The sequence below is a fragment of the Altererythrobacter sp. TH136 genome (assembly GCF_007065885.1).
Classification (GTDB): Bacteria; Pseudomonadota; Alphaproteobacteria; order Sphingomonadales; family Sphingomonadaceae; genus Tsuneonella.
On the sequence record NZ_CP041409.1, the window covers coordinates 2,090,791 to 2,116,768 of the forward strand.

General features: G+C 66.3%; 27 protein-coding genes. 10 read left to right on the forward strand and 17 right to left on the reverse strand.

What is annotated here, in order from left to right:
- Positions 1-161 precede the first annotated feature (161 nt).
- The 7 genes from C0V74_RS10125 to C0V74_RS10155 form a co-directional block, all read right to left on the reverse strand.
- Positions 162-1,517 (reverse strand): HAMP domain-containing methyl-accepting chemotaxis protein, encoded by a 1,356-nt coding sequence (locus C0V74_RS10125; RefSeq protein WP_143251664.1) that lies wholly within the window; start codon positions 1,515-1,517, stop codon positions 162-164.
- Positions 1,514-3,028, reverse strand: coding sequence for an EAL domain-containing protein (locus C0V74_RS10130; protein ID WP_246844833.1), 1,515 nt, complete (start codon positions 3,026-3,028; stop codon positions 1,514-1,516). Before C0V74_RS10130 ends, C0V74_RS10125 begins: the two co-directional genes overlap by 4 nt.
- Positions 3,029-3,111: 83 nt before the next feature.
- Positions 3,112-3,963: a protein-glutamate O-methyltransferase CheR gene (locus tag C0V74_RS10135; RefSeq protein ID WP_207912098.1), complete on the reverse strand. Its 852-nt coding sequence runs from the start codon at positions 3,961-3,963 to the stop codon at positions 3,112-3,114.
- Entirely contained in the window at positions 3,960-5,066 is a 1,107-nt protein-coding gene (gene cheB / locus C0V74_RS10140; RefSeq protein WP_246844834.1) for a chemotaxis-specific protein-glutamate methyltransferase CheB, read from the reverse strand. The genes C0V74_RS10135 and cheB overlap by 4 nt, the downstream gene beginning before the upstream one ends.
- 10 nt (positions 5,067-5,076) lie before the next feature.
- Positions 5,077-5,442 carry a response regulator gene (locus C0V74_RS10145; RefSeq protein WP_131621488.1) on the reverse strand — a complete coding sequence of 122 codons (366 nt, stop codon included), beginning with the start codon at positions 5,440-5,442 and terminating at the stop codon, positions 5,077-5,079.
- 63 nt (positions 5,443-5,505) lie between these two features.
- The gene (locus C0V74_RS10150) at positions 5,506-5,943 is read right to left on the reverse strand and encodes a chemotaxis protein CheW (protein WP_143251665.1); all 438 of its coding nucleotides are present in this window, start codon (positions 5,941-5,943) and stop codon (positions 5,506-5,508) included.
- A complete protein-coding gene (locus C0V74_RS10155; protein ID WP_143251666.1) occupies positions 5,940-8,297 on the reverse strand; it encodes a chemotaxis protein CheA in 2,358 nt (785 codons plus the stop codon). Before C0V74_RS10155 ends, C0V74_RS10150 begins: the two co-directional genes overlap by 4 nt.
- 113 nt (positions 8,298-8,410) lie before the next feature.
- Between C0V74_RS10155 and C0V74_RS10160 the strand changes: the two genes are divergently transcribed.
- Positions 8,411-8,950: a (2Fe-2S)-binding protein gene (locus C0V74_RS10160; protein ID WP_131621494.1), complete on the forward strand. Its 540-nt coding sequence runs from the start codon at positions 8,411-8,413 to the stop codon at positions 8,948-8,950.
- Here C0V74_RS10160 and C0V74_RS10165 read toward each other — a convergent pair.
- A complete protein-coding gene (locus C0V74_RS10165; protein ID WP_143251667.1) occupies positions 8,947-10,065 on the reverse strand; it encodes a PepSY-associated TM helix domain-containing protein in 1,119 nt (372 codons plus the stop codon). The genes C0V74_RS10160 and C0V74_RS10165 overlap by 4 nt on opposite strands.
- A gap of 77 nt (positions 10,066-10,142) precedes the next feature.
- On the opposite strand from C0V74_RS10165, the gene C0V74_RS10170 reads away from it, so the two are divergent.
- The 3 genes from C0V74_RS10170 to arsC all read left to right on the forward strand — a co-directional run bounded on the left by C0V74_RS10170 (position 10,143) and on the right by arsC (position 13,456).
- A complete protein-coding gene (locus tag C0V74_RS10170) occupies positions 10,143-10,826 on the forward strand; it encodes a Fe2+-dependent dioxygenase (protein ID WP_143251668.1) in 684 nt (227 codons plus the stop codon).
- A gap of 95 nt (positions 10,827-10,921) precedes the next feature.
- The gene (locus tag C0V74_RS10175) at positions 10,922-13,081 is read left to right on the forward strand and encodes a TonB-dependent receptor (RefSeq protein WP_143251669.1); all 2,160 of its coding nucleotides are present in this window, start codon (positions 10,922-10,924) and stop codon (positions 13,079-13,081) included.
- A 30-nt stretch (positions 13,082-13,111) separates the two neighbouring features.
- Entirely contained in the window at positions 13,112-13,456 is a 345-nt protein-coding gene (arsC, locus tag C0V74_RS10180; protein WP_143251670.1) for an arsenate reductase (glutaredoxin), read from the forward strand.
- Here the strand turns inward: arsC and C0V74_RS10185 are convergent.
- Entirely contained in the window at positions 13,453-14,817 is a 1,365-nt protein-coding gene (locus C0V74_RS10185) for an MFS transporter (RefSeq protein WP_246844835.1), read from the reverse strand. The two genes, arsC and C0V74_RS10185, sit on opposite strands and share 4 nt — an antisense overlap.
- A 128-nt stretch (positions 14,818-14,945) precedes the next feature.
- On the opposite strand from C0V74_RS10185, the gene C0V74_RS10190 reads away from it, so the two are divergent.
- A complete protein-coding gene (locus C0V74_RS10190) occupies positions 14,946-15,554 on the forward strand; it encodes a methyltransferase (protein ID WP_131621653.1) in 609 nt (202 codons plus the stop codon).
- Positions 15,555-15,558: 4 nt separating this feature from the next.
- On the opposite strand, the gene C0V74_RS10195 is transcribed toward C0V74_RS10190, so the two are convergent.
- Positions 15,559-16,386, reverse strand: a complete 828-nt coding sequence (locus tag C0V74_RS10195) for a glycerophosphoryl diester phosphodiesterase membrane domain-containing protein (RefSeq protein ID WP_143251671.1) — start codon at positions 16,384-16,386, stop codon at positions 15,559-15,561.
- Between the two features lie 67 nt (positions 16,387-16,453).
- Between C0V74_RS10195 and lipB the strand changes: the two genes are divergently transcribed.
- Together lipB and C0V74_RS10205 are read left to right on the forward strand one after the other, a co-directional pair.
- The gene (gene lipB / locus C0V74_RS10200; protein WP_143251672.1) at positions 16,454-17,119 is read left to right on the forward strand and encodes a lipoyl(octanoyl) transferase LipB; all 666 of its coding nucleotides are present in this window, start codon (positions 16,454-16,456) and stop codon (positions 17,117-17,119) included.
- Positions 17,119-17,439 carry a hypothetical protein gene (locus tag C0V74_RS10205; protein WP_143251673.1) on the forward strand — a complete coding sequence of 107 codons (321 nt, stop codon included), beginning with the start codon at positions 17,119-17,121 and terminating at the stop codon, positions 17,437-17,439. The genes lipB and C0V74_RS10205 overlap by 1 nt, the downstream gene beginning before the upstream one ends.
- A gap of 3 nt (positions 17,440-17,442) precedes the next feature.
- Here C0V74_RS10205 and C0V74_RS10210 read toward each other — a convergent pair whose 3' ends face one another.
- The gene (locus C0V74_RS10210; protein ID WP_143251674.1) at positions 17,443-18,555 is read right to left on the reverse strand and encodes an alkene reductase; all 1,113 of its coding nucleotides are present in this window, start codon (positions 18,553-18,555) and stop codon (positions 17,443-17,445) included.
- A 53-nt stretch (positions 18,556-18,608) separates the two neighbouring features.
- Here C0V74_RS10210 and C0V74_RS10215 point away from each other — a divergent pair, with 53 nt between their 5' ends.
- Positions 18,609-19,526 carry a DMT family transporter gene (locus C0V74_RS10215; protein WP_131621511.1) on the forward strand — a complete coding sequence of 306 codons (918 nt, stop codon included), beginning with the start codon at positions 18,609-18,611 and terminating at the stop codon, positions 19,524-19,526.
- Here C0V74_RS10215 and nadA read toward each other — a convergent pair.
- From nadA to C0V74_RS10235, 4 genes are all read right to left on the reverse strand, one after another.
- Positions 19,523-20,512: a quinolinate synthase NadA gene (nadA, locus tag C0V74_RS10220; RefSeq protein WP_143251675.1), complete on the reverse strand. Its 990-nt coding sequence runs from the start codon at positions 20,510-20,512 to the stop codon at positions 19,523-19,525. The genes C0V74_RS10215 and nadA overlap by 4 nt on opposite strands.
- Before the next feature lie 191 nt (positions 20,513-20,703).
- On the reverse strand, positions 20,704-21,486 hold the full coding sequence (locus C0V74_RS10225) for a hypothetical protein (RefSeq protein ID WP_143251676.1): 783 nt from the start codon (positions 21,484-21,486) through the stop codon (positions 20,704-20,706).
- Between the two features lie 65 nt (positions 21,487-21,551).
- Complete coding sequence (locus tag C0V74_RS10230; protein WP_143251677.1) at positions 21,552-22,253, reverse strand: DUF4230 domain-containing protein; 702 nt, start codon at positions 22,251-22,253, stop codon at positions 21,552-21,554.
- Entirely contained in the window at positions 22,238-23,113 is an 876-nt protein-coding gene (locus C0V74_RS10235) for an MBL fold metallo-hydrolase (protein WP_143251678.1), read from the reverse strand. The genes C0V74_RS10230 and C0V74_RS10235 overlap by 16 nt, the downstream gene beginning before the upstream one ends.
- 40 nt (positions 23,114-23,153) lie before the next feature.
- Between C0V74_RS10235 and glpK the strand changes: the two genes are divergently transcribed.
- Positions 23,154-24,614 carry a glycerol kinase GlpK gene (gene glpK / locus C0V74_RS10240; protein ID WP_143251679.1) on the forward strand — a complete coding sequence of 487 codons (1,461 nt, stop codon included), beginning with the start codon at positions 23,154-23,156 and terminating at the stop codon, positions 24,612-24,614.
- 10 nt (positions 24,615-24,624) lie between these two features.
- Here glpK and C0V74_RS10245 read toward each other — a convergent pair whose 3' ends face one another.
- Complete coding sequence (locus C0V74_RS10245) at positions 24,625-25,077, reverse strand: DUF1465 family protein (protein ID WP_131621521.1); 453 nt, start codon at positions 25,075-25,077, stop codon at positions 24,625-24,627.
- A 121-nt stretch (positions 25,078-25,198) separates the two neighbouring features.
- Complete coding sequence (locus tag C0V74_RS10250) at positions 25,199-25,396, reverse strand: DUF465 domain-containing protein (protein WP_131621523.1); 198 nt, start codon at positions 25,394-25,396, stop codon at positions 25,199-25,201.
- Positions 25,397-25,606: 210 nt separating this feature from the next.
- Here C0V74_RS10250 and C0V74_RS10255 point away from each other — a divergent pair, with 210 nt between their 5' ends.
- On the forward strand, positions 25,607-25,765 hold the full coding sequence (locus C0V74_RS10255; RefSeq protein WP_207912107.1) for a DUF465 domain-containing protein: 159 nt from the start codon (positions 25,607-25,609) through the stop codon (positions 25,763-25,765).
- The last annotated feature ends 213 nt before the right edge of the window (positions 25,766-25,978 follow it).

Consider the following 25,978-nt stretch of genomic DNA (forward strand, 5'->3'; position numbering starts at 1 on the left):
TGTCTCCTGGTTGACGCGAACGTAAGCCTTTCCGTTTCAAGGTGCAACGATTCACTCCCGCGCGCAAAACGCGAGCTCGCGGGGGTTGCCTTGGCGGAGAATGGAACGGCGGGCCGGCGCGCCGGCCGAGTAAGTGGCAACCGCGTTGTGGGCTGCTGCGCTCAGCTCGCCCGGACGTGTCTCAGGTAGCCGTCGACCTTGTGGCGCAACGTCGATGCCTGATGCTTCAACTCGCTTGCCGAGCTCAAGACCTGCGATGCGGTGGCCCCGGTAGCCAGCGCGGTTTCCCGCACGTGCACGACGTTGGCGCTCACCTCGCCGGTACCCCGCGCCGCGGTATCGATGTTGCGCGCCAGCTCCTGACCCGCGACCGACTGCTGATCGACCGCCGAAGCGATCGATACGGCCGTCGCCTCCAGCTGTTGCACCTGACCGGAGATGGCCTGCAGCGCGCTGACGCTGTCACCGGTGGAGTTCTGCATGGCGCGGATCTGCGCGGCGATTTCTTCGGTCGCCTTGCTGGTCTGGGCGGCGAGTTCCTTCACTTCGCTGGCCACCACCGCGAACCCGCGGCCCGCCTCGCCGCTGCGCGCCGCCTCGATCGACGCGTTGAGCGCCAGCAAATTGGTGCGGCGCGCGATGGAGCCGATGAGTTCGACGATTTCCCCGATCTGGTCGGCCGAACAGGCGAGCGCCTTGACCGTTCCGTCCGCTTGTTCCGCCGCGGTCGTCGCTTCCCGCGCCAGCACGGCGGAGTGCGCCGCCTGACGGCTGATCTCGCCGATGGACATGGCAAACTCGTCGCTGGCTGCTGCGGCAGCAGAGACGCCGGAAGACGCTTCCGTCATGGAGCGCGAGACGATGTCGATCTGATCGGCCCCATGCTCCGCGGCGGTGGCCATCGAACTGGCGGCGCCCTCCAGTTGAGCGGCTGCCGAAGCGACGGCATTGACCACGTCGCTCACTTCGCGATCAAAATCGGCGCTGAGTTGGAGGAGCATGCGCTTCTGTTCCTCGCGCGCCTTCTTGCGATCCGCGAACATCTCGTCGAGTTTATAACCCGACTTCACGAACACCTCGAATGCCCGCGCCATGTCGCCGATCTCGTCCGCCCGGTCGAGGTAGCGCAGCTTATGGCCGCGGTTGCCGCTCGCGAGGTCGGCCATATCGCTGGTGAGCTGACGCAGGGGCATCGCCGTGTCGATCAGACTGCGTCGCAAGGCGAGGCCGGTCAGCACCAGCGTAGCCGCCCACAGCACGACGATGGCGAGCATCACGGGCAGGGCGCCCTGGGCGGCGCTGGCGTTCAGAACCGCGACGAAAGACAACACAATCAATGTCAGAGCGCCAAGCGGCAGCCCCGCGAGCAGCTTGAACTTCCGATCGAGCGGCAGGTTGTTGAACCAGGTCGGCAGCGGCTGGCGGGAGACCTCCCGGTGAACCGCTTCGTCGCCCAGCGTCACGCTCGCGATTTCCGCGTGCAGGGTGCCCGGTTCGAATGTCGTGATCGCGTTCATGCTGCCCTCGTTGCCGTGCGTTTCGCCGGCTTGCCCAAATGCCTCGCCACCTGATCGGCGGGCATCGCCTTGTGATACAGCCAGCCCTGGATCTGATCGCACCCCGCGGCGCGGACCAGATCGGCCTGCTCTTCGGTTTCGACCCCTTCGGCGGTCACGTCCATGTTCATGGCCCGGGCGACCGAGATGCTCGACAGCATCATTGCGCGGCTGCCCTCGTCGCTCTGGGCATCCGTCACCAGCGAGCGGTCGATCTTCAGTTTTTCGAACCGGAACTGGCGCAGGAAACCGATCGAGGCATACCCGGTGCCGAAATCGTCGAGCGAGATGCTCACGCCAAAGTCGCGGATTACGTTCAGGCAGCGCTCCGCCACCACCGGATCGATGACCAGGCAGGTCTCGGTGATTTCCAGCTCCAGTCGTTCCGGCGGAAACCCTGTCTCCTCGAGGATCTGGCCCAACTGGAAGGGGAATTCCGGGTTCCGGAGCTGAGCGGCCGAGATGTTGACCGAGAGTTTGATGGTCGGCCACGCGAGTGCGTCCCGGCACGACCGCTCCATCACCCACAGGCCGATCCCGTTGATCAGGCCGGATTCCTCGGCGACGGGAATGAATATGTTGGGGCCGATCTTCTTGCCATCGGCACGGTCCCAGCGGAGCAGTGATTCCACCGCGACGACTTCGCTGCTGCGGGCATCGACCAGCGGCTGGTAAGCGATCGTGAATTCGCCCTTGGCCAGCGCGCCACGCAGTTCCTCGTCGAGCTTCTGCGTCGCCTCGCGGCTTCGGTCGAAGTCGTCCGAGAACCAGGTGCAGCGCATCTTGCCGCCGCGCTTGGACGCGTACATCGCGACATCCGACCGTCGCAGCAATTCGGACGAGCCTAGCCCATCGCGTCCGGTCGAACGCGACAGGCCCACACTCGCGCCAAGCAGGATGCGGCGATCCTCAAGCGGGATCGGCGCTCCCAACCGCTCGATTAGGGTGCGGCAAATGCCTTCCAGAATGGTGCCCGCCACGGGGCCAACCTTGAGTACCGCGAACTCGTCTCCGCCCAGACGATAGCAGCGCGCTTCACCCATGCAGATTTCCTGCAGGATATGGGACACCTCGATCAGCACCTGATCGCCGACGACGTGGCCATAGTGGTCGTTAACCAGCTTGAACCCGTCGAGGTCGATCAGCGCGACCGCCACTTCCTCGCCGGGCTTTGCCAGGCGCACAGCATCCTCATGCAGCGCGCGCCGGTTGGGTAAGGCGCTGAGGCTGTCCGTCCGGCTCAGATCTTCCAGCCGGATCACGTGCGTAAGGCCGAACCGGCCCAGCGCGAGAACCGCGGCCGCGTAGATTACAATGCATATGGCGGCGATCCATGTCGTGGCGATGTGATCGATCTGCGCACCGACCAGCAGCAAGCCCGCAAACATGCCGAAGATGGTAGACAGGATGATCAGCGGCGCGAACACCAGCACACGCGGACCGAGAGCAGACGTGTTGTCTCGTGCGTTCACTGGATTCCCCCCGGCGTCACCCCAGAACAGACGCCGGGGAAGATGCCTAACGTGCATTGCCTAATGAACCGCTAAGCCAGAATTTACCTTCCGATTCCGAGCTTTACCGGCTGGGGCGCGCTGCGCGGAAGGCGGCGGTACAACCCGCTGGTGTCGCAAGCGGCGGAGAACGCGTCTGAATGACCGGTCACCGTTTCGCCTGCGCCGATCATCAGCCATCCGTCAGGCGCGGTTGCGGCGGCCAGGCGCCCGAGCGCTCTTTCACGGTTCACGGCTGCAAAATAGAGCAGGACGTTGCGGCACAGAACCAGGTCGAACCGCTGCGGGTCTGGCGGCGCGTCGAGCAGGTTGCGGCGCTGGAATCGGATCGGCCGGCTGAGTTCGGGGCGCGGACGCCAGCCCTCTGGCGTCTCGGTGAACCAAGAAAGCATCTGCGAAACGCCCAATCCGCGCTGAATTTCGAACTGTGAGTAAACACCGCGCTTCGCGGCTTCGATGGCGCGACTGGAGATATCGGTCGCCAGAATGTCGATCCGCCATCCCTGCCATCGCTGCGGCTGGTCGGCGAACAGCATCGCAAGCGACAGCGCCTCTTGCCCCGTCGAACAACCGGCGGACCAGATCGATAACCTCCGCGTCTCCGCACGTTTGCTGGCGAGATCGGGCAGGACTTCCGACGCTAGCAGATCAAACATCAACCGATCGCGGAAGAAATAGGTCTCGTTGTTAAGCAGCGCTTCGACGACTTCGTGCGTGAGCTTCTCCTCGCGCGCGTCGGCCAGCAGGCAGACGAGCTGATCGAGGTTGGACAAGCCGCGCTCGCGGAAAATCCCGGCCAGTGCCGTGTCGATCCGCCAGCGACGGCTGGCGGTCAACTGCTGACCCGTCCGCGCGAACAGCAGGTCGGCGATGATGCGTTGAGAGACTTCGCTCACGCCCGGGTCGTTTCGATGGTTCGCGCCATGGCAGCGATGCGCGCGGCGATCTGCGCGGGCGGCAAGACCGCGGTGGCCAACCCGGCATCGGCAATCGCGCGGGGCATGCCCCAGACGGCGGAGGTGGCCGCATCCTGGGCAAAGATCGTTCCCCCTGCCGCCACCAATCGGGCGGCGCCGATCGCTCCGTCCCGGCCCATTCCCGACAGCACCGCGCCGATGGCTTGCCCGCCGGTCGCATCCGCCAGCGATTCGAACAGCGGATCGACCGAGGGTGTGCAGCCGCTGGGTGCCGCGTGATGGGAAATGCCGGTCACCATCTCATGACCCTGTCGCCGGACGACCATATGGCCATGGCCGGGCGCAACGTGGATGCGTCCGGCCTGCACCGGTGTCCCCGCATCCGCGACCACCGCCGGGCGGCCCGATGCCGCGGCGAGCTGGCGCGCCAGCGTGTCCATGAAGCTTTCAGGCAGGTGCTGCACCACGAGGATTGGCAAATCGCAGTATCGCGGCAGTGCCGCCAATAGCAGGCACAGCGCGTGGATTCCGCCGGTCGACGCGCCGATGCCGATCGCTTGCGGCACGCCGGGTTCCCGGCGGCGGTGTGCCAGGGGCATGCTTCGGACGGCCGATGGCGCGGGGTGGCGGGCGCGGCCTGCCAGTGCGCGGATCTTGCCGATCAGCGCGCGCCCGTATCCCTCATCGAATTCGCCGGCGCGAGGCTTGAGGAGAGTGTCAGCGGCGCCCATCGACAGTGCCTGCAGCGTATGTTCGGCGCCCGCGGCAGTCAGGGACGAGACGACGAGTACCTGGCCGGCACCCGCCAGGTCGAGGATGCGGGGCAGGGCGCCAATGCCGCCCATGCCGGGCATTTCGAGATCCAGCAGGATCACGTCGACCGGCGTTTCCGCCAGTCGCGCAATCGCCATTTCACCGGTGGTCGCCTTGGCCACGATCTCGCAATCGGCCTCAGCCTCGATAATGCGCGACAGGACGGTGCGGGCGACGAGCGAATCGTCGACAATCATGACCCGGATGGGATCGCGGACAGATCCGCGGCCGATCCCGGGCGGTCCGGTCAGCGGGGCCAGCGGGTCCACCTGCGTAGCCTCAGGAAAATCCGACGAGTTGGAGTTTGATCTGCAGCGTTTCGTGGTCGAACGGCTTCATGACGTATTCGTCGGCGCCGGCGCTGATCGCCTCGCGGATGTGAGCGACATCGTTCTCGGTGGTGCAGAAGACCACCTTGGGCCGGTCCCCGCCTTCGCGCTGGCGGAGCTGGACGATGAATTCGATCCCGCTCATCACCGGCATGTTCCAGTCGAGTAGGATGACATCGGGCATCGTTTCGCTGCACCGGTCGAGGCCCTCGCGCCCATTTTCCGCCTCGTCGACGGCAAACCCGAGTTCCTCGAGGATGTGCCGTGAAACCTTGCGGATAACCCGCGAATCATCGACGATCAGGCAGTGCTTCATGGTCGGGGCGATCCTGTTTTTTTGCTTTGCCTGCGGTGCTACCGGCGAGCGGTAACCATCCAATTAAGCGGCGGTCTGCAAAGGTCCTGCGAGCAACGCTCCCAGATCAATCAGCACAGCCGGCCCGCGGTCGGTTTCGATCAGCCCGGCGCTGACCCGGTCCCAACCGGGACCCGCATCACCGGGCACGGCGGCGGGATCCCCAAGAACCGCGGCGACGTCATCGATGGCATCCACCACCAGGGCATAGCGGTGCCCTGCCTGGTCGACGATCAACGCGCGGGTGCCCGGAGCGGGCATGCCGGACGGAGGAAGTCCGATCGCCGCTGCCGCGTCGATCACGGTCAGCGTGCTCGAGCGCAATGCCGTCAAGCCAAGGACGAACGCCGGCGCCCGGGGGACCACTGAAATTGCCTCCAGTTCCACGACTGACTGGACATCACCGGTGCGCAACGCCGCCCGCCGATGCCCGATTTCGACAATGACCACGAGGTCGCTCACGCGGCGGCCCTCCCGCTACGCAAGGCGGAAAGCGCGGCGATGAGACCGGCACGGTCATAGCGGTACAGCGCGCCCGGCAGCTGTTCTGCCTGCGCAGGGTCGGAACACAGCTTGATGACCGATCGCTCGCCCGTTGCGGCCGATCCGCCTTCCGTCTCGATGGCCACGTCCGCGGTTCCTCCAAAGGTTTCGTCGACCACCTTGTACCCGACGCTTTCGACGAGGGGCGCCAGGATGGTCCGGGCCCAGGGATCGTTGGCCGGCAAGCGGCACAGCGGGGGATCGAACGCCCGGCTCGGGGCGGCCAGGCCGGCGAACAGCCAGTGGGTGTCGAGCACCTCGGCGGGCAATCCATCGACCAATGCCGTACCTTCGGCGGCGCCGGCGGTGCGGGCGGGGGCGATCTCGCCAACGAGTTCGACCGTATCGATTATCCGGTCAATGGCATAGGCGATCTCGCTGCCGCCATCACCGAGGCGCAGCACGCTCAACTGTCCATGGTCGGGAAGGGCGCCATCGACGCCTGCGAGCGGGAACAGCGCGTCTCCGATGACGACGCGCGGCGGATCGGAGGAGAGATCGGCCGCATCGGCGGACACGCGTTCGATGCGGTTGATCGTGCCGAGCCGGACCAGCTTGCGGGTTCCGCCGAGACCGACGAACAGCAGCGCCGGCGTACCGCGCGCCGCTTCGTTCGCGCTCGGCTCCTCGCTGACGCGGCTGCGCCGCTGGGTTTCGCTAAGCAACCGGGCCTTGCGGGCAATTCCGGTGATGTCCAGCATCAGGACGGGGTGACCATCGTCGAGCAACGTGCTGCCCGCATAGATACCGGTGGCCATGACCGCCGGCGCCAGCGGCTTGATCACCAGTTCCTCGTGATCGAATACGCGATCGACCGCGAGCGCGAACAGCTCTCCGTGCGCTAGACGGATCAGGACGAGGGTGCTGGCTTCAGGATCCGCCGGGTCAGGGAGGCCAAGCTGGCCGGCAAGCGACAGACAGGCGACCCTTCGGCCGCGCACCGTAACCAGCACGCGGTCTCCTGCGCGAGCGAAGTCGATATGGCTCGCGCCGCCGTGCACGATCTCTTCCACGGATGATCGCGGCAGTGCGAACAGGTGTCCGCCAGCCCCGACCGTCAATGACGGAATGATGCTGAGCGTCAGCGGCAGGCTGAGGCCGATTCGGGTGCCCTCTCCCGGCGTGCTGCCGACCTCGATCGTGCCTCCCACGCGCTCGATGTTGGCGCGCACGACATCCATGCCGACGCCTCGACCGGAGACCGAGGTGACTTCCTGCGCAGTCGACAGGCCCGGCTCGAAGATCAGGCTGTGGCGCCCTGTTTCGCCGAGCGTTTCCGCGTCCGCCCGCGACAGGGCGCCGGCGGCGATGGCCTTGTCGACCAGGCGTGCGCCGTCGATGCCCCGGCCATCGTCGCTGATGGAGATCATGATCCGGTTACCGCTCTGGCGAGCCGCGATATGCAGCGTGCCGATCTCGCGCTTGCCGGCCGCCAATCGCTCCGACGGGCGTTCGATACCGTGGTCGATGGCGTTGCGGATGATGTGCGTGAGAGGATCGCGGATCATCTCGATCATCTCGCGATCCAGTTCGACGTCAGCCCCTTCCAGATCGATCATGACCTGCTTGCCGAGCTCTGCAGAAAGGTCGCGCACCAGCCGTGGCAGCGCGCCGAACAGGTGTTCGATGCGTTGCATGCGCATGCGGGTAACCGCTTCGCGAACCTGGTCGAGAATTGTCGAGAGACGTTCGAAAGGGCCGTGGACGGATGGATCGACCCCGGCATCGCGCAACCGGCGGGCGAGGTCGTTGCGGGCAAGGACGAGATCGGAGACGCTGCCCATCACCCCGTCGAGCAGGCCGACCGGCAGGCGGATCGAGCGCTGCGCGCTCCCGGAAACCCTGGCTGGATGAGCCCCGTCGTTATCGGACAAGTTGTCGTCCGCAAGGTCCGCGGCGTCGTTGCTGTCGGGCTCCAGCGCGGCAAGCAACACGTCGTCGCCCCTGGCAGGCAGTTCCTCGCCTGCCTCGATCGCGTCGACCATGATGGCAATCCGGTCGATGATCGCAAGCACGGCCGTGACCAGGCGCGGGCTGACCGAGCGCCGGCCGGCGCGGACTTCGGCAAGAGCGTCCTCCGCGCCGTGGCTCAGCGCTTCCAGGCGCGGAAAGTCAAAGAACCCGCAGTTGCCTTTGACCGTGTGTACGAAGCGGAAGATCGCATCGAGCCGCGCCCGGTCGCACGGGTCCGCCTCCCACGCCACCAGCTCGCCGCCGATGGCGGTCAGCATCTCGCGCGTTTCGGCCAGGAATTCGCCCAGCAGATCGTCCATCGGTGCCCCCTTAGCCTTCCACGGGAGCTATGGGGGCGCGATGGTTAACCTCTCGTAAGCGAGCGGCGACCGGCGCTTGAACAAGCGGCGGCCGGGAGGTAGCGCCAAACAGCATGACCGCGCTCACCGTCAACGGCCGCCCCTTGCGCTTCGACGTCGATCCGCGAACCCCGTTGCTATGGGCGCTGCGCGATGCGGCGAACCTGACCGGCACCAAGTACGGCTGCGGAGTGGGGGATTGCCACGCCTGTACCGTGATCGTCGATGGCGAGGCGCTGCGCAGTTGCCTGATTTCAGTCGCCGAGGCGGAGGGGCGCGTGGTGACCACGATCGAGGGGCTGAGCCGCGATCGCAGTCATCCGGTGCAACAGGCTCTGGTGGCGGAGCAGGCGATCCAGTGCGGCTTCTGCACGCCCGGCATCGCCATGGCCGCCGCTGCGCTGCTGTCACGCAACGCCGATCCCTCCGTCGACGAAATCAAGGCGGCGCTTCCCAATCTATGCCGCTGCGGCGTGTATCCCCGGCTGGTGCGCGCGGTTCAGCGGGCGGGGCGGGTTGCGCGGCGCGAGGAGACGGTCAGCGCAGCGCCAGCCCCGGGCATCAGCGCCGAAGATGCGGCCCGCACCGTGCCGGCACTCGATCGCGGAGATTAGGCCGCGACTGCCGATCTCCGCTGTGCAAGCTGAGCGCGCCAGCTTCGTGCGCGCCACCACATGATGATCCCGGTCACCGCCAGCGCCGCGGGCAAAATCCCTCCCAGGAACACGATGATCTGCCATGCGAGTGGCATTTCATTCCCGTCGTGGATGCGGCGCATCAGGCGAGCCAGCGTTTTCGGCTGCTCCCCCGCGCCCCGCTCTACAGTCGCCGAGTTGTCCGCCGCTGCGACTTTCACGTCCGTGGAATCCTCTCCCACGGTGTCCCCAGCGGCCGGCTGCACGGCGATGGTCCACTCGCTGGCTTTTTCCGTCGGCCACGCGACTGACACCGCCTGTCCTCCAGCTGCCTTCTCCGCCGCATCAACAGCGCCGGCGACGGCTGAGAGCGGTAGCTGCAACGGGGCTGCAAAGCGCCCCGGTCCGCCCGGAGCGCGCTCCGCCTGGGTCGCCTCAAAGCCGGCAAACCACTGTGGGAAGGAAATCCACACCCCAGTCAGAGACAGGATGAACAGTGGCAGCGAGATCCAGAAGCCGAATTGGTGGTGGAGATTGGCGTCCAGGTTCCGATGCCGTTTCCACCGCAGCCCGCGCCTGACACTGCCGACGAGCGGCCACCACAGCCAGAGGCCGCTGATCGAACTGACCAGCATGGCGACCCCGATCCATCCGACGATCTGGCGCCCCACGCCGGGCACCATGAGGGAACCGTGCAGTACGTGCATCACCTGGAACACGCCTTCGCCACTGCGGGCGGTGTCGAGCACCTTGCCGGTCGCGGGGTCGAGGAACAGCGTCAGGCGTTGCGGCCGGCCTTTTCCGGGCTTGGAGGCGCGAACCGTCACTGGTTCGCCAGCCTCTGCCGGCAACTCGATTCTTTGCAATCGTTCCCCGGGGCCAAGGCGCGCCTGTGCCGCTTGGGCGTATCGGGCCACCGGCAGCACGGAGGTGCCGCTGAGGGCGTAGCGTTCGGGGTTGAGCGCTTTCTCGAGCGGATCGTGCCAGACGAGCGCCGAGCCGGTCAGCGAAATGGGGATGATGACGGCCGCCAGGATCAAACCGATCCACTTGTGCACCTGAAACCAGGCGTTCCGCAAACCAACTTTCGTCATCAGCCACTCCGCTCAAGGCGCAAGCGCTTCGCAGTCCGGCTATTGCAAGTCAATCTCATTTAGAGCATCCGATCGCGATGATGATAAAGATCGAGGGTGTGCTGGACGGCGCAGGCGTAGCTCAGGTGCGTGCGATCGTTGACGCCGCGGAGTGGGTAGACGGGAACGAAACGTCGGGGCACCAATCGAGCGTTGCCAAGCGCAATCGCCAGTTGCCGCAGGGCAGCAAGGCGGCTGCGAGAGCAGGGCAGATCGTCCTGGACGCCGTGGGTCGGGCGCCCGAGTTCATCGCTGCAGCGCTCCCGCTCAAAGTCTTCCCGCCCCTCTTCAATCGCTACGAGGGCGGCGAGGCGTTTGGCGCTCACATCGATAACAGCATCCGGGTCGATGCCGGATCCGGTTTCCGCATCCGCAGCGACCTGTCGTGCACCCTCTTTCTTGAGCCGCCAGAGGCATACGAGGGCGGGGAACTTGTCATCGAGAGCCTGTATGGGGAGCAGCGCGTCAAGCTCGCCGCAGGCGACATGGTTCTCTACCCGGCGTCAAGCGTGCACCGGGTCACGCCGGTTACCCGTGGTGCCCGGACGGCGGCGTTTTTCTGGCTGCAGAGCATGATTCGCGACGATGGCGAACGAGAGCAACTCTACTGCCTGGACCGCACCATCCGTGATCTGTCAGCCGAGCGCGGCCCGGACGACCGTGCCGTCATCGAATTGACGGGGCTTTATCACAACTTGCTCCGTCGCTGGGGTGACCTCTAACCATAGCGCAACTCTTCTTGCGAATAATTCTCATTAGCCTTGACTGATCGCATCGTCTGCGCAACAGCGCGGCCAAAGCAATCACAGGGACATTTATGAGGCACTTTCCGACCACCGCGACCGGCAGCTTCCTGGCGCTGAGCTGCATTGGCTTCATCGCCAGTGCTCCGGCACTTGCTGAAGACGCCGAGCAGATCGTCGTGAACGGACAGGGACAGAGCGAGACGTCCTCGCCAAAGAATACCGCACCGCTTGTCGACACCCCGCGGACGATCAGCGTGATCTCCGAAGAGACGATCCAGAACACGGCGTCGTTCTCGATCGAGGATGCGCTGCGGACGGTCCCCGGGATCACGCTGGGTGCCGGCGAGGGCGGCGTATCCAGCGGCGATGTGCCGCTAATCCGCGGCGTCAATTCGACCGGCGACATCTTCGTCGATGGGGTGCGCGATCCCGGCTCGCAGCAGCGGGAGTCGTTCGCGATCGAATCCATTGAGGTGTCCAAGGGGCCGAATGGCCCGATGGCGGGCAGGGGAGGCGCGGGCGGCACGATCAACCTCGTTACCAAGCTGGCACGGGCGGGATCGTTGTCTACCGCGCAGGTGACGGCTGGGACATCGGATCTGATCCGGGTGACGGGCGACGTCAATCGCCAGCTTGGTGACGAAGTCGCGATCCGGGTGGCCGGCATGTATCACGACTCCATGGTCGCCGGCCGCGATCGCGTGTTCGATGATCGCTGGGGTATTGCCCCGTCAGTGACATTCGGCCTGAACGGACCGCTCAGCGCGACGGTCGGGTATTATCATCTCGAGACCGACGGGATGCCCGATTACGGCATTCCGCTGACCTCCCGCCGTCAGTTAAATGCTGACCCGGCCGACCCCGATATTCGCCGGCCCGCGGATGTGGACCGTGACAACTTCTACGGTCTCGTCAACCGCGACTTCCAACGCGGCAAGGTCGACGCGGTCACCGGCAAGGTATCGGCGGAGCTGGCCCCGGGGGTCGTGCTCAGCAGCACCACCCGCTATAGCTGGACCCGCAACAACTACATCGTCACCAACCCCGACGACAGCGCCGGCAATGTCGTTCGCGGTCTGGTCTGGCGCAACATCAAGTCGCGCAATGCCCGAACCGAAGGCGTCGCCAGCAACTTGAACCTGAGCGCCGAAATTGCCACGGGTAGTGTAACCCACAGCCTGGCGGCCGGCGTCGAGTATACTGACACCAGACAGTCCAACGTGCCCTATGTGGTCGCAACCGGAAACCGCGCGTGCACGCCGGCGGACATCGCGGCGTTCAACTGCACCGATCTGTTCGCGCCAAACCCGAGCGATCCGTGGTCAGGCACCATCACGGCCAGTCCCAACGTGAGCTCCGCCGCGGTCCGGGACACAAGCGCCTATCTGTTCGATACCGTCACCTTGATCCCCGAACTGCTGCTCAGCGGCGGCGTTCGCTGGACGGACTACGCCGCGCGCGCCTCGGGCTTCACCAGCGGCGTGCCGTTCAGCGCTGCGAGTGGCGGCGATTTCTGGTCGTACCAGCTTGGCGCGATCGCAAAGCCGAGTGCCAACGCCAGCCTTTACGTATCTTACGGCAATTCCAAGTCTCCCCCGGGCGCGTCGGCCGGCGAGGGTGAGGACGCGTTGAACCTGGTCACCGAGTTACAGCGACCGCAAGGCACCGAAAGCTGGGAAGCGGGCGCCAAGGCAGAGGTGCTTGGGGGTAACCTGCTGCTGGCTGGTGCTCTGTTCCAGATTGATCGCAGCAACATCCAGCAGACCGATCCCACCGGCACCGTAACCGAAGTGTTCGCCGCCGCCCGGACCCGCGGCTTCGAATTGAGCGCGAGCGGACGCGCGGGGCCCGTTACCATGCTGGTCGGCTACACCTATCTCGACGCAAAGCTGCCTGACGACGCGCCCGCGAACGCTGGCAATACCTTGCCGCAAACCCCCAAGCACAATCTGGCGGCGACGATCGCCTGGCAAGCGACCCCGCAACTGAGCATCGGCGGCGGTGCTTATGGCGCTTCGCGGCGTTACGCTGATCCGGCGAACCTGATCTCTGCGGGCGGTTATCTGCGGTTCGATGCGCATGCGCAATTTCAGATCAGCGACCAGTTCTCCGTCCGCGTGAACCTCAACAACGTGACCGACGAGCGCTATTTCGTGAAACTGCGCAACCCGCATTTCGCAGTACCGGCGGACGGTCGTCAGGCGCTGGTGACGCTGGTCGCGCGTTACTGACCTTGCCATAATGCCCGTTGGAGGAATGCGGTGAAAGCAACCATTTGGCACAACCCGGAGTGCGGCAAATCGCGCGCGACCCTCGCGATCCTGCAGGCGCGTGAGGGGGTGGACCTCGAAGTAGTCGAGTATCTCAAGAATCCGCCAACACGCGAGAAGCTCGCACAGCTTTACCGCAGCGCCGGCATGGCGCCGCGCGAGGGCGTGCGCACGTTCAAGACCGATGCGGAGGAGCGCGGACTGCTATCCGCCGACGATGACACCGTGCTGGACGCCATGGTCGCCGAGCCGCGGCTGATCGAACGCCCGCTGGTCGAAACAGACAAGGGCGTGCGGCTGTGCCGTCCTCCCGAGACGATCGAGGAAATCCTCTAGCGGGGTGCTTCGAGCACCTCGTCGTTTGCGAGCGATCTCCACCCGACGACGAACACCACGGCGCACATCGCGCAGATCGCGAAGAAGCCGATCCATGCGTGGTGGCCGTATAGCCACACCCCCAGCGGCGCCGCGATCACATATGCGGCGCCGTTGACGGAGGCGACGATGCCTCCGATCTGTCCTTGCTCCGCCCGGGTCACCGCTAGCGAGGCGCCTGCCGTGAAACCCGGACGGTAGAGACCAAACCCGAGCGAGGCGATCGCCATGCCCAGCGCTATCGAATGGAGGTTGGCGGACAACGCGAACACCAGGATGCCGACGATCGACAGCGCCATTCCCCATAAGGTAGAACTGCGCGGGCCGAGCTTGAGCATCGGAATCAGGCCCCACTGGGCCAGCAACGTCGCGATCGCGCCGCACATCAGCACCAGCCCGATCGAGCCGGTACCTGCAGCTGGAGTGTCCCGCAGGCCTAAGCGGTCGAGGATGAAGAAGCCCACGATGCCAAGGAATGCGGCCTGCGCGTGCCCGCCGACTAGGCCCGCCACGAGCCAGGGCCGCAGCCGGGGATCGCGCCAAGACAGGTTGGGGATGGCCGACTGATCCGCGGTGCCGGCCAGGCTGTCCTCGTCAGCCTCCTGCGGACGGGGATTGGAATTGGACCCATAGGGAGCGCCGACCACCTGGCTGCGGGCGGGAAACATCGGGTCGTCATTGGGGAGGGTCACGCGCAAGGCGACCAGCACCACCAGCGCGAGCAGGGCAAAGGCAAAGAACGGGCCCGGCAGACCGGTGGCCGGAAACACCAGCAGCGGCGCCAGCGCCGGGCCGATGACGGTGCCTAGGCCAAAGCTCGACGCGATCAGCGCCATCGCCTGCGTCCGCTCCGCACGCGGCGTACGGCTGGCCACATAGGCTTGTACGGCCGGAGGAGCAGCAGAGCCGAACCCGCCGTAGAGGCTGCGCGCCGCAGCGAACAGCAACAAGGTCCACAGCGCGGGCAGCAGGCCGGACAGCCCGAACCACAGGATGACGCCGCACAAGGCAAAGCTGGAAATGAAGCCGATCAGGCCGAGCGCCATCATCGCTTTTCGGCCACGCCGATCGGATCGGCGGGCCCATACCGGCGCGCACACGACCCACAACAGGGCGGACCAGGTATAGGCGAGGCTGATCCACACGTCCGCCACACCCAGTTCGGTGCCGATCGACGGCATCACCGATTGCATCGCCGTGTTGCCCGCGGCGGTCACCAGCATGACCATGAACAGCAGCGCCATGCGCTCCCTCGAGATGGGTTTGCGCACCGCGTCGGCTTCGGCAGCCGCGGCGTGGAGGTCAGGGTCGCGCTCGCTCATCTTAGCGGGGCTAGCGTTCGTCCGCAGCGCTTGCAATGCGCCTGCTAAACTGTCAGTGGCGCGCGCTTGAATTCGGCCCCCCGGTGGGGCGTAGACAGGGCGCGCAAGCTTTGACCCCTCCCAATGAGTTGGCAATTCGCCGCCAAGAAAGCTTCGGCCAGCGCGCGACGCGTTTCTTCGGCCAGTGGGGCGTGTTCTTTCGGGGGTTCGTCGAACATCCCAAGATGGTCGGCTCGATCATCCCGTCATCAGGCTTCACGATCGCCAAGATGCTGGCCCCGGTCAAATGGGACGAGTGCCAGGTGTTCGTCGAGTACGGGCCCGGTGTCGGCACCTTCTGCCGACCGGTGCTCGAACGGATGCGGCGCGACGGCACCCTGATCGTGATCGATACCAACCCGCTGTACATCGACTATTTGAAGCGGACGATCACCGACGGACGCTTCAAGGCGGTGCTGGGCAGCGCATCGGACGTGGAGGAAATCGTGCGCGCGCACGGGTTCGATCACGCCGACTATGTGCTTTCGGGTCTGCCGTTTTCGACCCTGCCGGATGGCATTGGCCCGGCGATCGCGGCGGCGACGCACCGCATCCTGCGTCCGGGCGGCGCCTTTCTGGTCTACCAGTTCAGCGCCGCCGCGCGCGATTTCATGGCGAAGCATTTTCGCCATATCGACAGCGGGTTCGAACCCTTGAACGTTCTTCCCTGTCGCCTGTTCTGGGGCTGGAAGGACTGACCATTCAGTCGAAGGTTTCGTGCACCGCTTCGCCGGACGTGCCGGCGAGCTGGCGATAGATCGCGGCGATCACGCCCAGGAAGATGACGTAGAACACGGCGTTGACCAGGCCGGATACGAGCGCCTGTCCGATCACCGCGGCCTCTGCGCCAGCGAGCGCAAACAGCAGGCCCAATATCATGCTGAACACGCCGCCGACGATCATCACGGCGACGAACAGCAGGAAGATGAACAGGAATATCCTGAGCGAATTACCCTTGGTCAGTTGCCAGGAACGACTGAGGGCGCTGATCGGATTGGCCTGCCGCTCGATCGCGATGACCGCCGGGGTCAGGAGGAATTTGACGAACAGGTAAACGAACGCGATCACCGCGGCGATGCCAAGCACGACGCCGGCGGCGGCGGAAGCGCCCGCACCGACCGCAATCGGCACCAGCAACAGCAATCCGAACACCACGCCCATCAGCAATTGCGCGCCGAAGTAGGGGAGGAACAGCCGCGCCCCGCTCGCCAGCGCGGCACCGACCGTAGGCCGGCTGCGGTCGGTCAGCAGGGTCAGCAGACCCAGCATGCCGACCCCCTGGATCACCATGAACAACAGAATGACCCACCAGACATCGCCGTAGAAGGTCATCATCGCCGCGCCCATCGCTTCGGGATCCGGGTTGGATGCCTGCGCGGCCTCCAGCGCGTTCATCTGGTTCATGAACAGCAGCATGAACGCAAGGTAGGGCAGAAAGAAAAACACCCCCGCGACGATCGTGATCACCTGCCGGTTGGCCGAGATCAGGCGCAACGCCTCGTTCCACGCGGCGCTCATGTCGAATTTCATCGGGCTATCTCTCCTGCGCGCCGTTGAAGGTCTTGATAACCGGCGCGCACCGCCCCACGCAACGATGATGTCCACAGGACTCGCAGCTGATATCGAATGGCGCACATCGGCCGCGCGCGTACCCTATCGCGATGCGCTGGCGGAGATGGATGAACGCAACCGTGCGATTGCCGCTGGAGGCGCGCGCGAGTTGGTGTGGTTGCTCGAGCATCCGCCGGTCTACACCGCGGGGACGAGCGCCGCTGGCGACGAACTGCTCGATCCCCGGTTCGAGGTGGTCGAGGCGGGCCGCGGAGGGCGCTACACCTATCACGGGCCGGGTCAGCGGGTCGGCTATGTCCTGCTCGATCTTGGCCAGCGCGGACGGGACGTGCGGGCGTACGTCCACGCGCTGGAGGGCTGGGTTATCGACGCCCTCCGCGATGTCGGGCTTGAGACCTGGCGCGCTCCGGGCCGGGTCGGCATCTGGACCCGCGACGTTGACGGCTCCGAAGCGAAGATCGGGGCGATCGGGGTGCGCGTGCGGCGATGGGTCACCATGCACGGTTTCTCGGTCAACCTGGCGCCTGACCTTGCCCACTTCGGCGGGATCGTCCCTTGCGGGATCGCCGAATTCGGCGTCACGAGCTTGGCGAGGCTCGGCATCGATCTTGCGCCCGAGGCCTTCGATGCGGCATTGCTCGCCCGCGCCGGCGATTTCCTTGCCGCGCTGAAGCCGTGCGAGAACCGTTGATGTTGCCGAGCCGCCTGTCCCTTTCCCTGCTGGCACTCACGATGCTTTCCGCTTGCGGCGATCAAAAGAGTGACGAGCCCGAACGCAAGACCGCCGCGGGCGAAGTGCTCGGCGGGTCGATCAGCGACTCCATGTTGCCGCTCGACACGGTGCGGTCGCAAAGCCCGCCCCTGCGCGAGAGCGCTGCGGACGACAGCGGGGCTGGTCCATCCGAAGCGGCGGACGACGACGACGACGAGGAGGAGAAAGCCCCCGCCCCGTCATCATCGCCGTCTACGTCGGAAACCGCTCCAGCCGCAGCGCCGGCCGAAGCGGACTGAGTCTCAGTCGGCGACCGCCGCCGGTTGCTGTTCCATCGCCGGGTAGTCGATGTAGCCAGCCGGGCCAGGTAGGTACCAGCTAGCGGGCACGTTGACATTCGGCGCCCATTCCGCGCCCGCGCGGATGCGTTCGGCCAGGTCGGGGTTGGAGATGTAGGGCCGGCCAAAGGCGATCGCGTCAGCGCGGCCGCTCTTCACGTCCGCTTCTGCGCTCTCGGCCGTATAGTCGCTGTTGAGCACCAGCGGCCCGGAATAGATCGCGCGGATCACGCCATCCTGCTGCGGCACGTCGGTCTGGCCAAAGGTGCCCTCTGGCCCCGGCTGACGCAGTTCCACGAAGCCGAGCTTCAGGTCCTGGCAGACCTGCGCCGCCGCGCCGAAGGTGGTTGCCGGATCACTGTCGTCGCACCCCTGCGTCTCTCCGTTTGGTGACAGTCGCACGCTGACCCGATCAGCGCCCCAGACATCGACCAGCGCTGAGAGCACTTCGCGCAGGAAGCGGGTGCGGTTTTCGGCGCTCCCGCCGTATTCGTCGGTCCGCAGGTTGGTTGCATCGCGCAGGAATTGATCCACCAGATAGCCGTTCGCGCCGTGGAGTTGGACGCCATCGAATCCGGCGGCCTTCGCGTTCTCCCCCGCCTTGCGATAGTCGGCAACGACGCGGGCGATCTCGTCCTTGGTCAACTCACGCGCGGGCTGGTAGTCCTGCCGGCCGGTGGGCGTGTGGGCGTGGCCCGGCGCGCACGTCGCGCTGGCGGAGACCGGCGGGTTGCCGCCGAGGAAATCCGGGTGCACCAGTCGGCCCATATGCCACAGCTGAAGCACGATCTTGCCCCCGGCATCGTGGACTGCCTGGGTGATCGGCTGCCAGCCGGCGACCTGTTCGTCGCTCCAGATGCCCGGAGCGGCGGGCCAGCCCGACCCTTCGACGCTGATGCCGGTCGCTTCGCTGATGATCAGGCCGGCGCCGGCGCGCTGGCGATAGTATTCCAGCATCATGTCGTTGGGCACCGAGCCCGGCTGGCTGGATCGACCGCGGGTGAGCGGCGCCATCAATATCCGGTTGCTGGCGCGGATTGCTCCCAGATCGATCGGCTGGAACAGGGCTTCGTGCATCGATGGCGATCCTTTTCGCTGGTTTCGTTTCGCAACCGAGCTAGGGGGCGCGCGTGAGCAGCGCAACCGACCCGGCAGACAAGAAAGAGTATCGTGCCGGCGCGTGGCACTTGGCCGCGCTGATCGGCGGCAATGCCGCGCTGGCGCTTGGGCCATGGCTGGTCCGCCTCACCGACACCGGGCCGGTGGCGGCGGGGTTCTGGCGGATGCTGTTGCCGTTGCCGCTGTTCGCCTGGCTCGCGTGGCGGGAGCGGGCGACGTGGACCGCCAGCGCCCGCACCGTGTGGCTGCTGCTGGCGGCGGGCGCATTCTTCGCGGCCGATCTGGCCAGCTGGCATATCGGGATCGAGCAGACCCGGTTGGGCAACGCGACGCTGTTCGGCAACGCGGGCAGCCTGCTGCTGGTGATCTGGGGCGTGATCGCGCTGCGGCGGGCGCCGAGCCGGCCGGAGATACTGGCGCTGGCCGCGGCGTTTGGCGGGGCGGCCATTCTGCTGGGCCGCAGCCTGGAAATCTCGACGACTTCGCTTATCGGCGATCTCCTGTGCCTGCTCGCGGGCGTGTTCTACGTGTTCTACCTGGTCCCGGCGCAGCGCGCGCGAGAGACGCTGGGGCAGTGGAGCGTGCTGGCGCTGGTGTGCGCCGCTGCCGCGCCGCCGCTGCTTCTGATCGCACTGGTCCGGGGGGAGCCGGTGCTGCCCGGCGGGGCGGGGTGGCTTCCGGTCGTCGCGCTGGCGATCAGCAGCCAGATCGTGGGACAGGGGCTGCTGGTCTTCGCCCTCAAGCATTTCTCCCCGCTGATCATCGGGATGGCCTTGCTGACCCAACCGGCGCTGGCTGCGGTTGTCGGCTGGCTGGCGTTCGGCGAAACGCTCGGCGCGCTTGACCTTGCGGGCATGGCACTGGTCAGCGCGGCGTTGGTCCTCGCCCGCGCCAAGGCCCCCGGCGGAGCCCCTCGCGCCCGGGCCTAGCGCGCGCCGAGGTCGCCCAGACCGATCGTGCCGCTCGCCATTTCAAGCATCCGGTCGAGGCTGCGCTTCGCATCCAACCGCAAGCCTTCCTCGATCTCGATCCGCGGCTCCAGATCACGCAGCGCGGCGTAGAGCTTCTCCATCGTGTTCAGGGCCATGTACGGGCAGATGTTGCAGCTGCAGTTGCCGTCCGCGCCCGGAGCGCCGATGAAGTTCTTTTCCGGCAGCGCTAGCTCCATCTGGTGGATGATGTGCGGCTCGGTCGCGACGATCAGCGTGTCGCCGGGAAACGTCTTGGCGAATTGCAGGATGCCGCTGGTCGAGCCGACGTAATCCGCGTGCTCCACGATCGTTGGCGGGCATTCGGGGTGCGCGGCGACCGGCGCGCCGGGGTGCTGCGCCTTGAGCTTCAACAGCTCGGTCTCGCTGAACGCTTCGTGCACGATGCACACGCCCGGCCACAGCAGCATCTCGCGCCCGAACTTGCGCGACAGGTAGCCGCCCAGATGCCGGTCGGGCCCGAAGATGATCTTCTGTTCGGGCGGGATCTGGCTAATAATGGTTTCCGCCGACGAGCTGGTGACGATTACGTCCGACAGCGCCTTCACCTCGATCGACGAGTTGATGTAAGTCAGCGCGATGTGGTCGGGGTGCGCCTCGCGGAACGCCTTGAACTTCTCGGGCGGGCACGAATCTTCCAGGCTGCACCCTGCATCCATGTCGGGCAGGACGACGATCTTTTGCGGGGACAGGATCTTAGCCGTGTCGGCCATGAACTTGACCCCGCAGAACGCGATCACGTCAGCGTCGGTCTCCGCCGCCTTGCGCGACAATTCAAGCGAATCCCCGACGAAGTCGGCGATGTCCTGGATCGCGGGCGTCTGATAATAATGCGCCAGGATCACCGCGTTGCGTTCCTTGCGCAGACGGTCGATCTCGTTGAGCAGGTCGTCGCCGGCGAGCGGGATGCGGGTCTGGTCGGTCATCGGAATCCTTGACGCTGGGGCGCGAAATGGATGCGCCGCGAGCGCGAGATAGGGGGCGGCGCGCCGCGCGGCAATGGCAGGGGTGAGCGCGGCGGAGGCGGTGGTAGACTTTCTGACCGTCGGCAGCGCGCTCGATGCTGAGGCAGCTTCGCTGATGCAGGAAGGGTCAGTTCGGCCCGGCTCCCGGCTTGCTACATCGTGAAGCCAGGGGGGAGGAAGGCGTGCATCGGTCGCTCCGCTCCGGGAGTGCCCGCCACGATCCGTTCGGTGATCGCATACCCCAGCGGACTGAAGGCCAGCAGCATCGAGATCACGAAGGTGCCCGCATAAATGCCCGTTCCCCACCAATACGCCGGATGCACCCGGCCATGGCGGCGCCTGTCGGCCATCATCGCGATCGCCGGGAAGATCAAGGTAGCCAGGAACGAGGCGGTCCAGCCATACGGGATCATCAATGGCATCGGCAGCAGGCGCCCCAGGCCCGGACCCGTGAGCACCGCCACCGCGACCAGCATCAGTCGACGGTGCCAACCACTGTGGCGCCGGATCCTGAGCGACCACAAGGCCAGCCCGGCAAAGCACACCAGCAACGCCAGGTTGCTGATCAGAAATTCGTTGAGCGCGAAGAAGGGAGGCCCGCCGTGCACTCGGGCCGACCGTAGCATGATGATGCCTCCCGCGAGGACCATCAGCGGGATCCAGACGTAAGCCACCTTGCCAAGACGGATATGCAGCGCGCGGCGTCCGCTCGCGATGGTGAAAGCCTGTGCCAGATACAGCGCGAGCCAGCCCATGAAGATGACCCCGTGACCATGCACCACGGGCGGAGCCGCGAACGAAGAGCGGCCCATTGCGATGTTGAGTGAAAAGCCGGCGACGATCGTCGCGGCCATTGCGCAGGCCATGATGAAAAAGAATCGCCGCTCGCGCGCCTCAGCGGTAAGCGGCGCTGCACCCGGTGCCAAAGTCGCCATCGCACAACTCCCTCAAGTTGCGTCCCCGGTTGCGGGGCATAGCAGACTTGCGGGCGCGAGAGAATTCAGTCTGCGGGCTGTTCGCCTTCGAACCGGACGCTGACCTTGGCGTTCTGGTATCCGGCAACCTGCAACGGGATGGCCAGGTTCTGGCGGATCGCATCCTTGGCGGCGTTGCGGGCCAGTCCCAGCACTTGCGGGTTCTTGGCAAACGTCGCCGCCTTGCGCTCCGCCTGCATCGAATTGTTGCGCGACAGGTTGCGCTGCGCGCCCGCCGTCACCCAGGTGCCCTCGGTGAACACCCGCGCCTGCGCCTCGTCCAGATTGGGGCGTGAAATGCGCAGCGGCGGCAGCACCACGTTGAGGGTTTCGCTGGCCGCGTCCCACGCAAATGCATCGCGGTCCATGTTGCCGAGGTCGAGCCGGTAGGTGACCGTCGCCGGAATGATCGTCGCCTGCCGGCTTCTGAGCAGGTCGATGCCGAACACGCCTTGCGCGTTCTGGCTCTCGGCCACGATCTCGAACCGGCTGGAGAATACGTTGAGCGAGTTCTGCTTCTCGAACGCCAGCATCGCGCTGCCGACCGGATCGCCTTCTGCATTATAAAAGAATGCCCGCCAGCTGAGCCAGGCCACCGCTGCAATCAACGCAACGACGATCAGCCACGGCACCGCCTGGATGCGGGCGAGCGACGGTTGGTGAGTTGCAGGCGCGGGTACGACGGGTCCGTCGCCGGAACGAGTGGGGGTGCTTACTGGGCGGTCCATGTATCGTCTGAACGGGCGACCATGCCGCGGCGTTCCAGATCGACGAGGTGCGCAGTCACGCTCATTTCCGCCGCTCCCACAAGGCGCGGGTCCAGCCCCTTGTACATCAACGGCACGAAATCGCCTGCGCGCATCGGACCTTCGTTGGTCAGCAGGCGGACGATCTGGTTCTCGCGCTGGCGGCGGTGGCCGATCATGCCGCGGACGAGCTGACGCGGGTTGTCGATTTGCGGGCCATGGGCGGGGTAGTAGACCCGGTCTTCCCGCGCCTGGAGATGGTCCAGGCTGGCCATGTACTGGCCCATGTCGCCGTCCGGCGGGACCACGACGCTGGTTGACCAGCCCATCACATGATCGCCGGTGAACAGCGCGGCCGATTCCTCCAGCGCGAAGCACAGGTGGTTGGAGGTGTGGCCGGGGGTATGCACCGCCCGCAGCGTCCAGTCGGGTCCGGTCATCGCCTCGCCGTGCTCCATCACGCGGTCGGGTGCATAGTCGCGGTCGAACGAGGCGTCGGCGCGGGGGCCGCTGTCGTCGAGCACCAGCGGCGCGCATCCGACGATCGGCGCGCCGGTCGCGGCGGCGAGAGGGCGGGATGCGGGCGAGTGGTCGCGGTGGGTGTGAGTGCACATGATCGCCGCAACGCTCGCCTCACCGATCGCGGCGAGCAGCGCTGTGACATGCGCCGGATCGTCAGGGCCGGGATCGATCACCGCGATCCGCTCACCGGTGCCGACGAGGTACGTCTGCGTGCCGGTGTACGTATAGGGAGAGGGATTGGGCGCCAGAACTCGGCGCACAAGTGGTTCAACCTGCTCGGTCAGGCCGGTCGGCCAGGGTTTGGGGGGCGGTCCTGCCATGCGCTTGCATATGGAGCGCCGCATGCCGCATGTCACGCTTATGTCCGATCACGTCCTGGTTCTCGATTCCGGCACCACCTCAACGCGGGCGATCGCGTTCGACCGGGCGGGCCGGGTGGCGGAGGTCGCGCAGGCGCCGCTGACGCAGCACTATCCGCAGCCCGGCTGGGTGGAGCACGACGCGCAGGAGATCTGGCGCGCCACGCTGGCCTGCGCGCAGCAGGTGGCGGCTCGGATCGGAGCTGAGCGGATCGCCGCCATCGGCATCACCAACCAGCGCGAGACGGTGGTCGCCTGGGACCGGCAGAGCGGGGAGCCGCTGGCGCGTGCGATCGTGTGGCAGGACCGGCGCACCGCCGACGTCTGCGCCGCCCTGCGCGAGCAGGGTCACGAAGATGCGGTCCAGCGGCGGACCGGGCTGCTGCTCGACCCCTATTTCTCGGCCACCAAGATGCGCTGGATGTTGGACCACGACGGGCAAGTGCGCAGCGCTGCCGAGGCGGGGCGGCTGGCGCTGGGGACGGTGGAAAGCTGGCTGGTGTGGAAGCTCTCGGGCGGTCTGCACGTCACTGACGCGGCCAACGCCAGCCGGACGTTGCTGTTGCCGCTCGACGAGGCGCAGTTCGACGAGGGGCTGTGCGAGCTGTTCGGCGTGCCGCGCGGTGCCTTGCCGCAGGTCGTCGACACCCATGGCCAGGTGGCGGAGACCGCGCTGCTCGGGCGGCCGATCCCGATCACCGGGCTGGCCGGTGACCAGCAGGCCGCAACGGTCGGGCAAGGCTGCTTCGCGCATGGCGAGACCAAGGCGACGTATGGCACCGGTGCGTTCGTTCTCACCAATATGGGGGAGAACGTTCCGCGATCGTCCCACCGCCTGCTCGGGACCGTGCTGATGCAGCACGGCGGCAGGCGAACTTACGCTCTGGAAGGTTCGGTGTTCGTCGCGGGCAGCTTGATCCAGTGGCTGCGCGACAGCCTGGGGTTGATCAGCAGTGCATCCGAAACGGAGGCGCTGGCGCGATCGGTCGCGGATAGCGGCGGGGTGACGATCGTGCCGGCACTGGCCGGGCTGGGCGCGCCGCACTGGCGGGCGGACGCAAGGGGAGTGATCGCCGGGCTGTCGTTCGCCAGCGGCAGGGCGCAGATCGCCCGCTCCGCGCTGGAGGCGATGGCCCACCAGACGCACGATCTCGCCCGCGCGTTCGCCGCTGATGGGGCGGCCTGGAAACGGCTCAGGATCGATGGCGGGATGAGCGCCAACGACTGGATGGCACAGGATCTGGCCGACATGCTCGATCTGACCGTCGAGCGGCCCGACATGGTGGAAACGACCGCGCTGGGCGCAGGCGTGCTCGCGGCAACCGGTGCGGGGCTGTTCGGCTCGCTGGACGAAGCGGCGCAGGCCATGCGCGGCGCGGTGCGAGAATTCACTCCGGCGATGGATCGATCGGTGCGCGGGGAGCGGCTGGAGCGGTGGGGCCGCGCGTTGGCCGCGATCTAGAGCGCCATGCTCACAGCGATCCGAGCGCCCGGCCGAGCCGTTCGCGCTGCCCGAGCACCGCCGGCGCCACCACGAACCGTTCGCGCCAGGCGCTATCCAGCCGCGCGATGCGCCCGTGCAGCGCTTCGGTCTCGCGGATCAGCGCGCACGTCGCCGGTTCCAGCAGCGCGAGCTGGTCGGGATCGGCGGGGCGGTCGGGCGGCAGAACGCCGTGGCGGCGGAGCTGGAAGTCCGACAGTTCGCCGGCGAAATACGCGCGGTGATTGAGCAGCCAGGCGAGCACATGCATCATCCGGGTGGTGGTGCGCAGCCCCTCGCACGACAGGGCGATGCGGACCAGATCCTCCTGCTCGCACCGCCGCGGCGCCAGGTCGAACGCGGCGCGCACTTCGTCGGCAAGCACCAGCGCCTCGCAATAAAGCGCCTCGATGATGGGTCGGCTGAGGTCGGCGGGAACAGTCATTGCCAACCCCCGCTACGCCTCGCGACTCGGCGCCGCCACAACGCTAACCTAACAATCCCGCGCCAATTTCAGTCCGTGCCGGGATGGGACAGTTTTACCCGGGATTCACTTTACCCCGTTCTCAGGCGATGATGTCAGGGAGCAGCTGGTCCTCCACCACCGCGATCTGGTCCTTAAGGCGCAGCTTGCGTTTCTTCAGCCGCGCGATCTGCAACTGATCGGTCGATCCGGTGCCGCTGAGCGCATCGATCGCGGCGTCGAGGTCGCGATGTTCGGTGCGCAAGGCAGCCAGCAGCTTGGTCAGTTCCTGTTCGGTCAACCGTCCCTCGTCCCTCACCCGCGCGATGCGTCATCGGCTCATCGCGCGATAATCGGCGGCTCGTCGATTAGGCGACTGGCAGGTCTTCGCAAGGCCTCATTCGTGTGGTCCTATCCTCTCAGCGCGGCTGGTGCCTGCGCGGGCACGAGTCGCCTTGAAGAAGGTCCGCCCCCCCTTGCAGGGGTGTGGTCCGCAACCAGGAGAACACGCATGCTGTCTTCGTCCCATTCCACTGCACTCCAGTCCAAGCACGCCGGCATCGAAGCCCGGCTGCGCGAAGAAATGGGCCGGCCGTCGCCGGACGCAGGGACGATCCAGCAACTGAAGCGCGCCAAGCTCCGGATCAAGCAGGAGCTTACCGCTCTCTGACCTCGCGCCGACAGACGATTTCCGATTAGCGGCTGAAGCTGCGGGAGGGGATGGCGCGCGCCGGCTGCCAGCGAGTGGGCGGCCGCGCGCGCCATTTTTCCCGCGTGGCATTCCCGCAGGCGCTTGAGTGGTCATCGCGGCGGCCGGGGCGCGCGGCCGCGTTCAGTGTTCGTCGGGTATCAACCGAACTTTGGCCGCGCGATGGCCGTTTCC

Coding starts and splice junctions, on each gene's coding strand:
- C0V74_RS10125 (WP_143251664.1), bottom strand. CDS start 1,517: ATGAACGCGATCACGACATTCGAACCGGGCACCCTGCACGCGGAAATC.
- C0V74_RS10145 (WP_131621488.1), bottom strand. CDS start 5,442: ATGAAGCACTGCCTGATCGTCGATGATTCGCGGGTTATCCGCAAGGTT.
- C0V74_RS10155 (WP_143251666.1), bottom strand. CDS start 8,297: ATGGACGATCTGCTGGGCGAATTCCTGGCCGAAACGCGCGAGATGCTG.
- C0V74_RS10160 (WP_131621494.1), top strand. CDS start 8,411: ATGACCGCGCTCACCGTCAACGGCCGCCCCTTGCGCTTCGACGTCGAT.
- C0V74_RS10165 (WP_143251667.1), bottom strand. CDS start 10,065: ATGACGAAAGTTGGTTTGCGGAACGCCTGGTTTCAGGTGCACAAGTGG.
- C0V74_RS10170 (WP_143251668.1), top strand. CDS start 10,143: ATGATGATAAAGATCGAGGGTGTGCTGGACGGCGCAGGCGTAGCTCAG.
- C0V74_RS10175 (WP_143251669.1), top strand. CDS start 10,922: ATGAGGCACTTTCCGACCACCGCGACCGGCAGCTTCCTGGCGCTGAGC.
- C0V74_RS10185 (WP_246844835.1), bottom strand. CDS start 14,817: ATGAGCGAGCGCGACCCTGACCTCCACGCCGCGGCTGCCGAAGCCGAC.
- C0V74_RS10195 (WP_143251671.1), bottom strand. CDS start 16,386: ATGAAATTCGACATGAGCGCCGCGTGGAACGAGGCGTTGCGCCTGATC.
- lipB (WP_143251672.1), top strand. CDS start 16,454: ATGTCCACAGGACTCGCAGCTGATATCGAATGGCGCACATCGGCCGCG.
- C0V74_RS10205 (WP_143251673.1), top strand. CDS start 17,119: ATGTTGCCGAGCCGCCTGTCCCTTTCCCTGCTGGCACTCACGATGCTT.
- C0V74_RS10210 (WP_143251674.1), bottom strand. CDS start 18,555: ATGCACGAAGCCCTGTTCCAGCCGATCGATCTGGGAGCAATCCGCGCC.
- nadA (WP_143251675.1), bottom strand. CDS start 20,512: ATGACCGACCAGACCCGCATCCCGCTCGCCGGCGACGACCTGCTCAAC.
- C0V74_RS10225 (WP_143251676.1), bottom strand. CDS start 21,486: ATGGCGACTTTGGCACCGGGTGCAGCGCCGCTTACCGCTGAGGCGCGC.
- C0V74_RS10230 (WP_143251677.1), bottom strand. CDS start 22,253: ATGGACCGCCCAGTAAGCACCCCCACTCGTTCCGGCGACGGACCCGTC.
- C0V74_RS10235 (WP_143251678.1), bottom strand. CDS start 23,113: ATGGCAGGACCGCCCCCCAAACCCTGGCCGACCGGCCTGACCGAGCAG.
- glpK (WP_143251679.1), top strand. CDS start 23,154: ATGTCCGATCACGTCCTGGTTCTCGATTCCGGCACCACCTCAACGCGG.
- C0V74_RS10245 (WP_131621521.1), bottom strand. CDS start 25,077: ATGACTGTTCCCGCCGACCTCAGCCGACCCATCATCGAGGCGCTTTAT.
- C0V74_RS10255 (WP_207912107.1), top strand. CDS start 25,607: ATGCTGTCTTCGTCCCATTCCACTGCACTCCAGTCCAAGCACGCCGGC.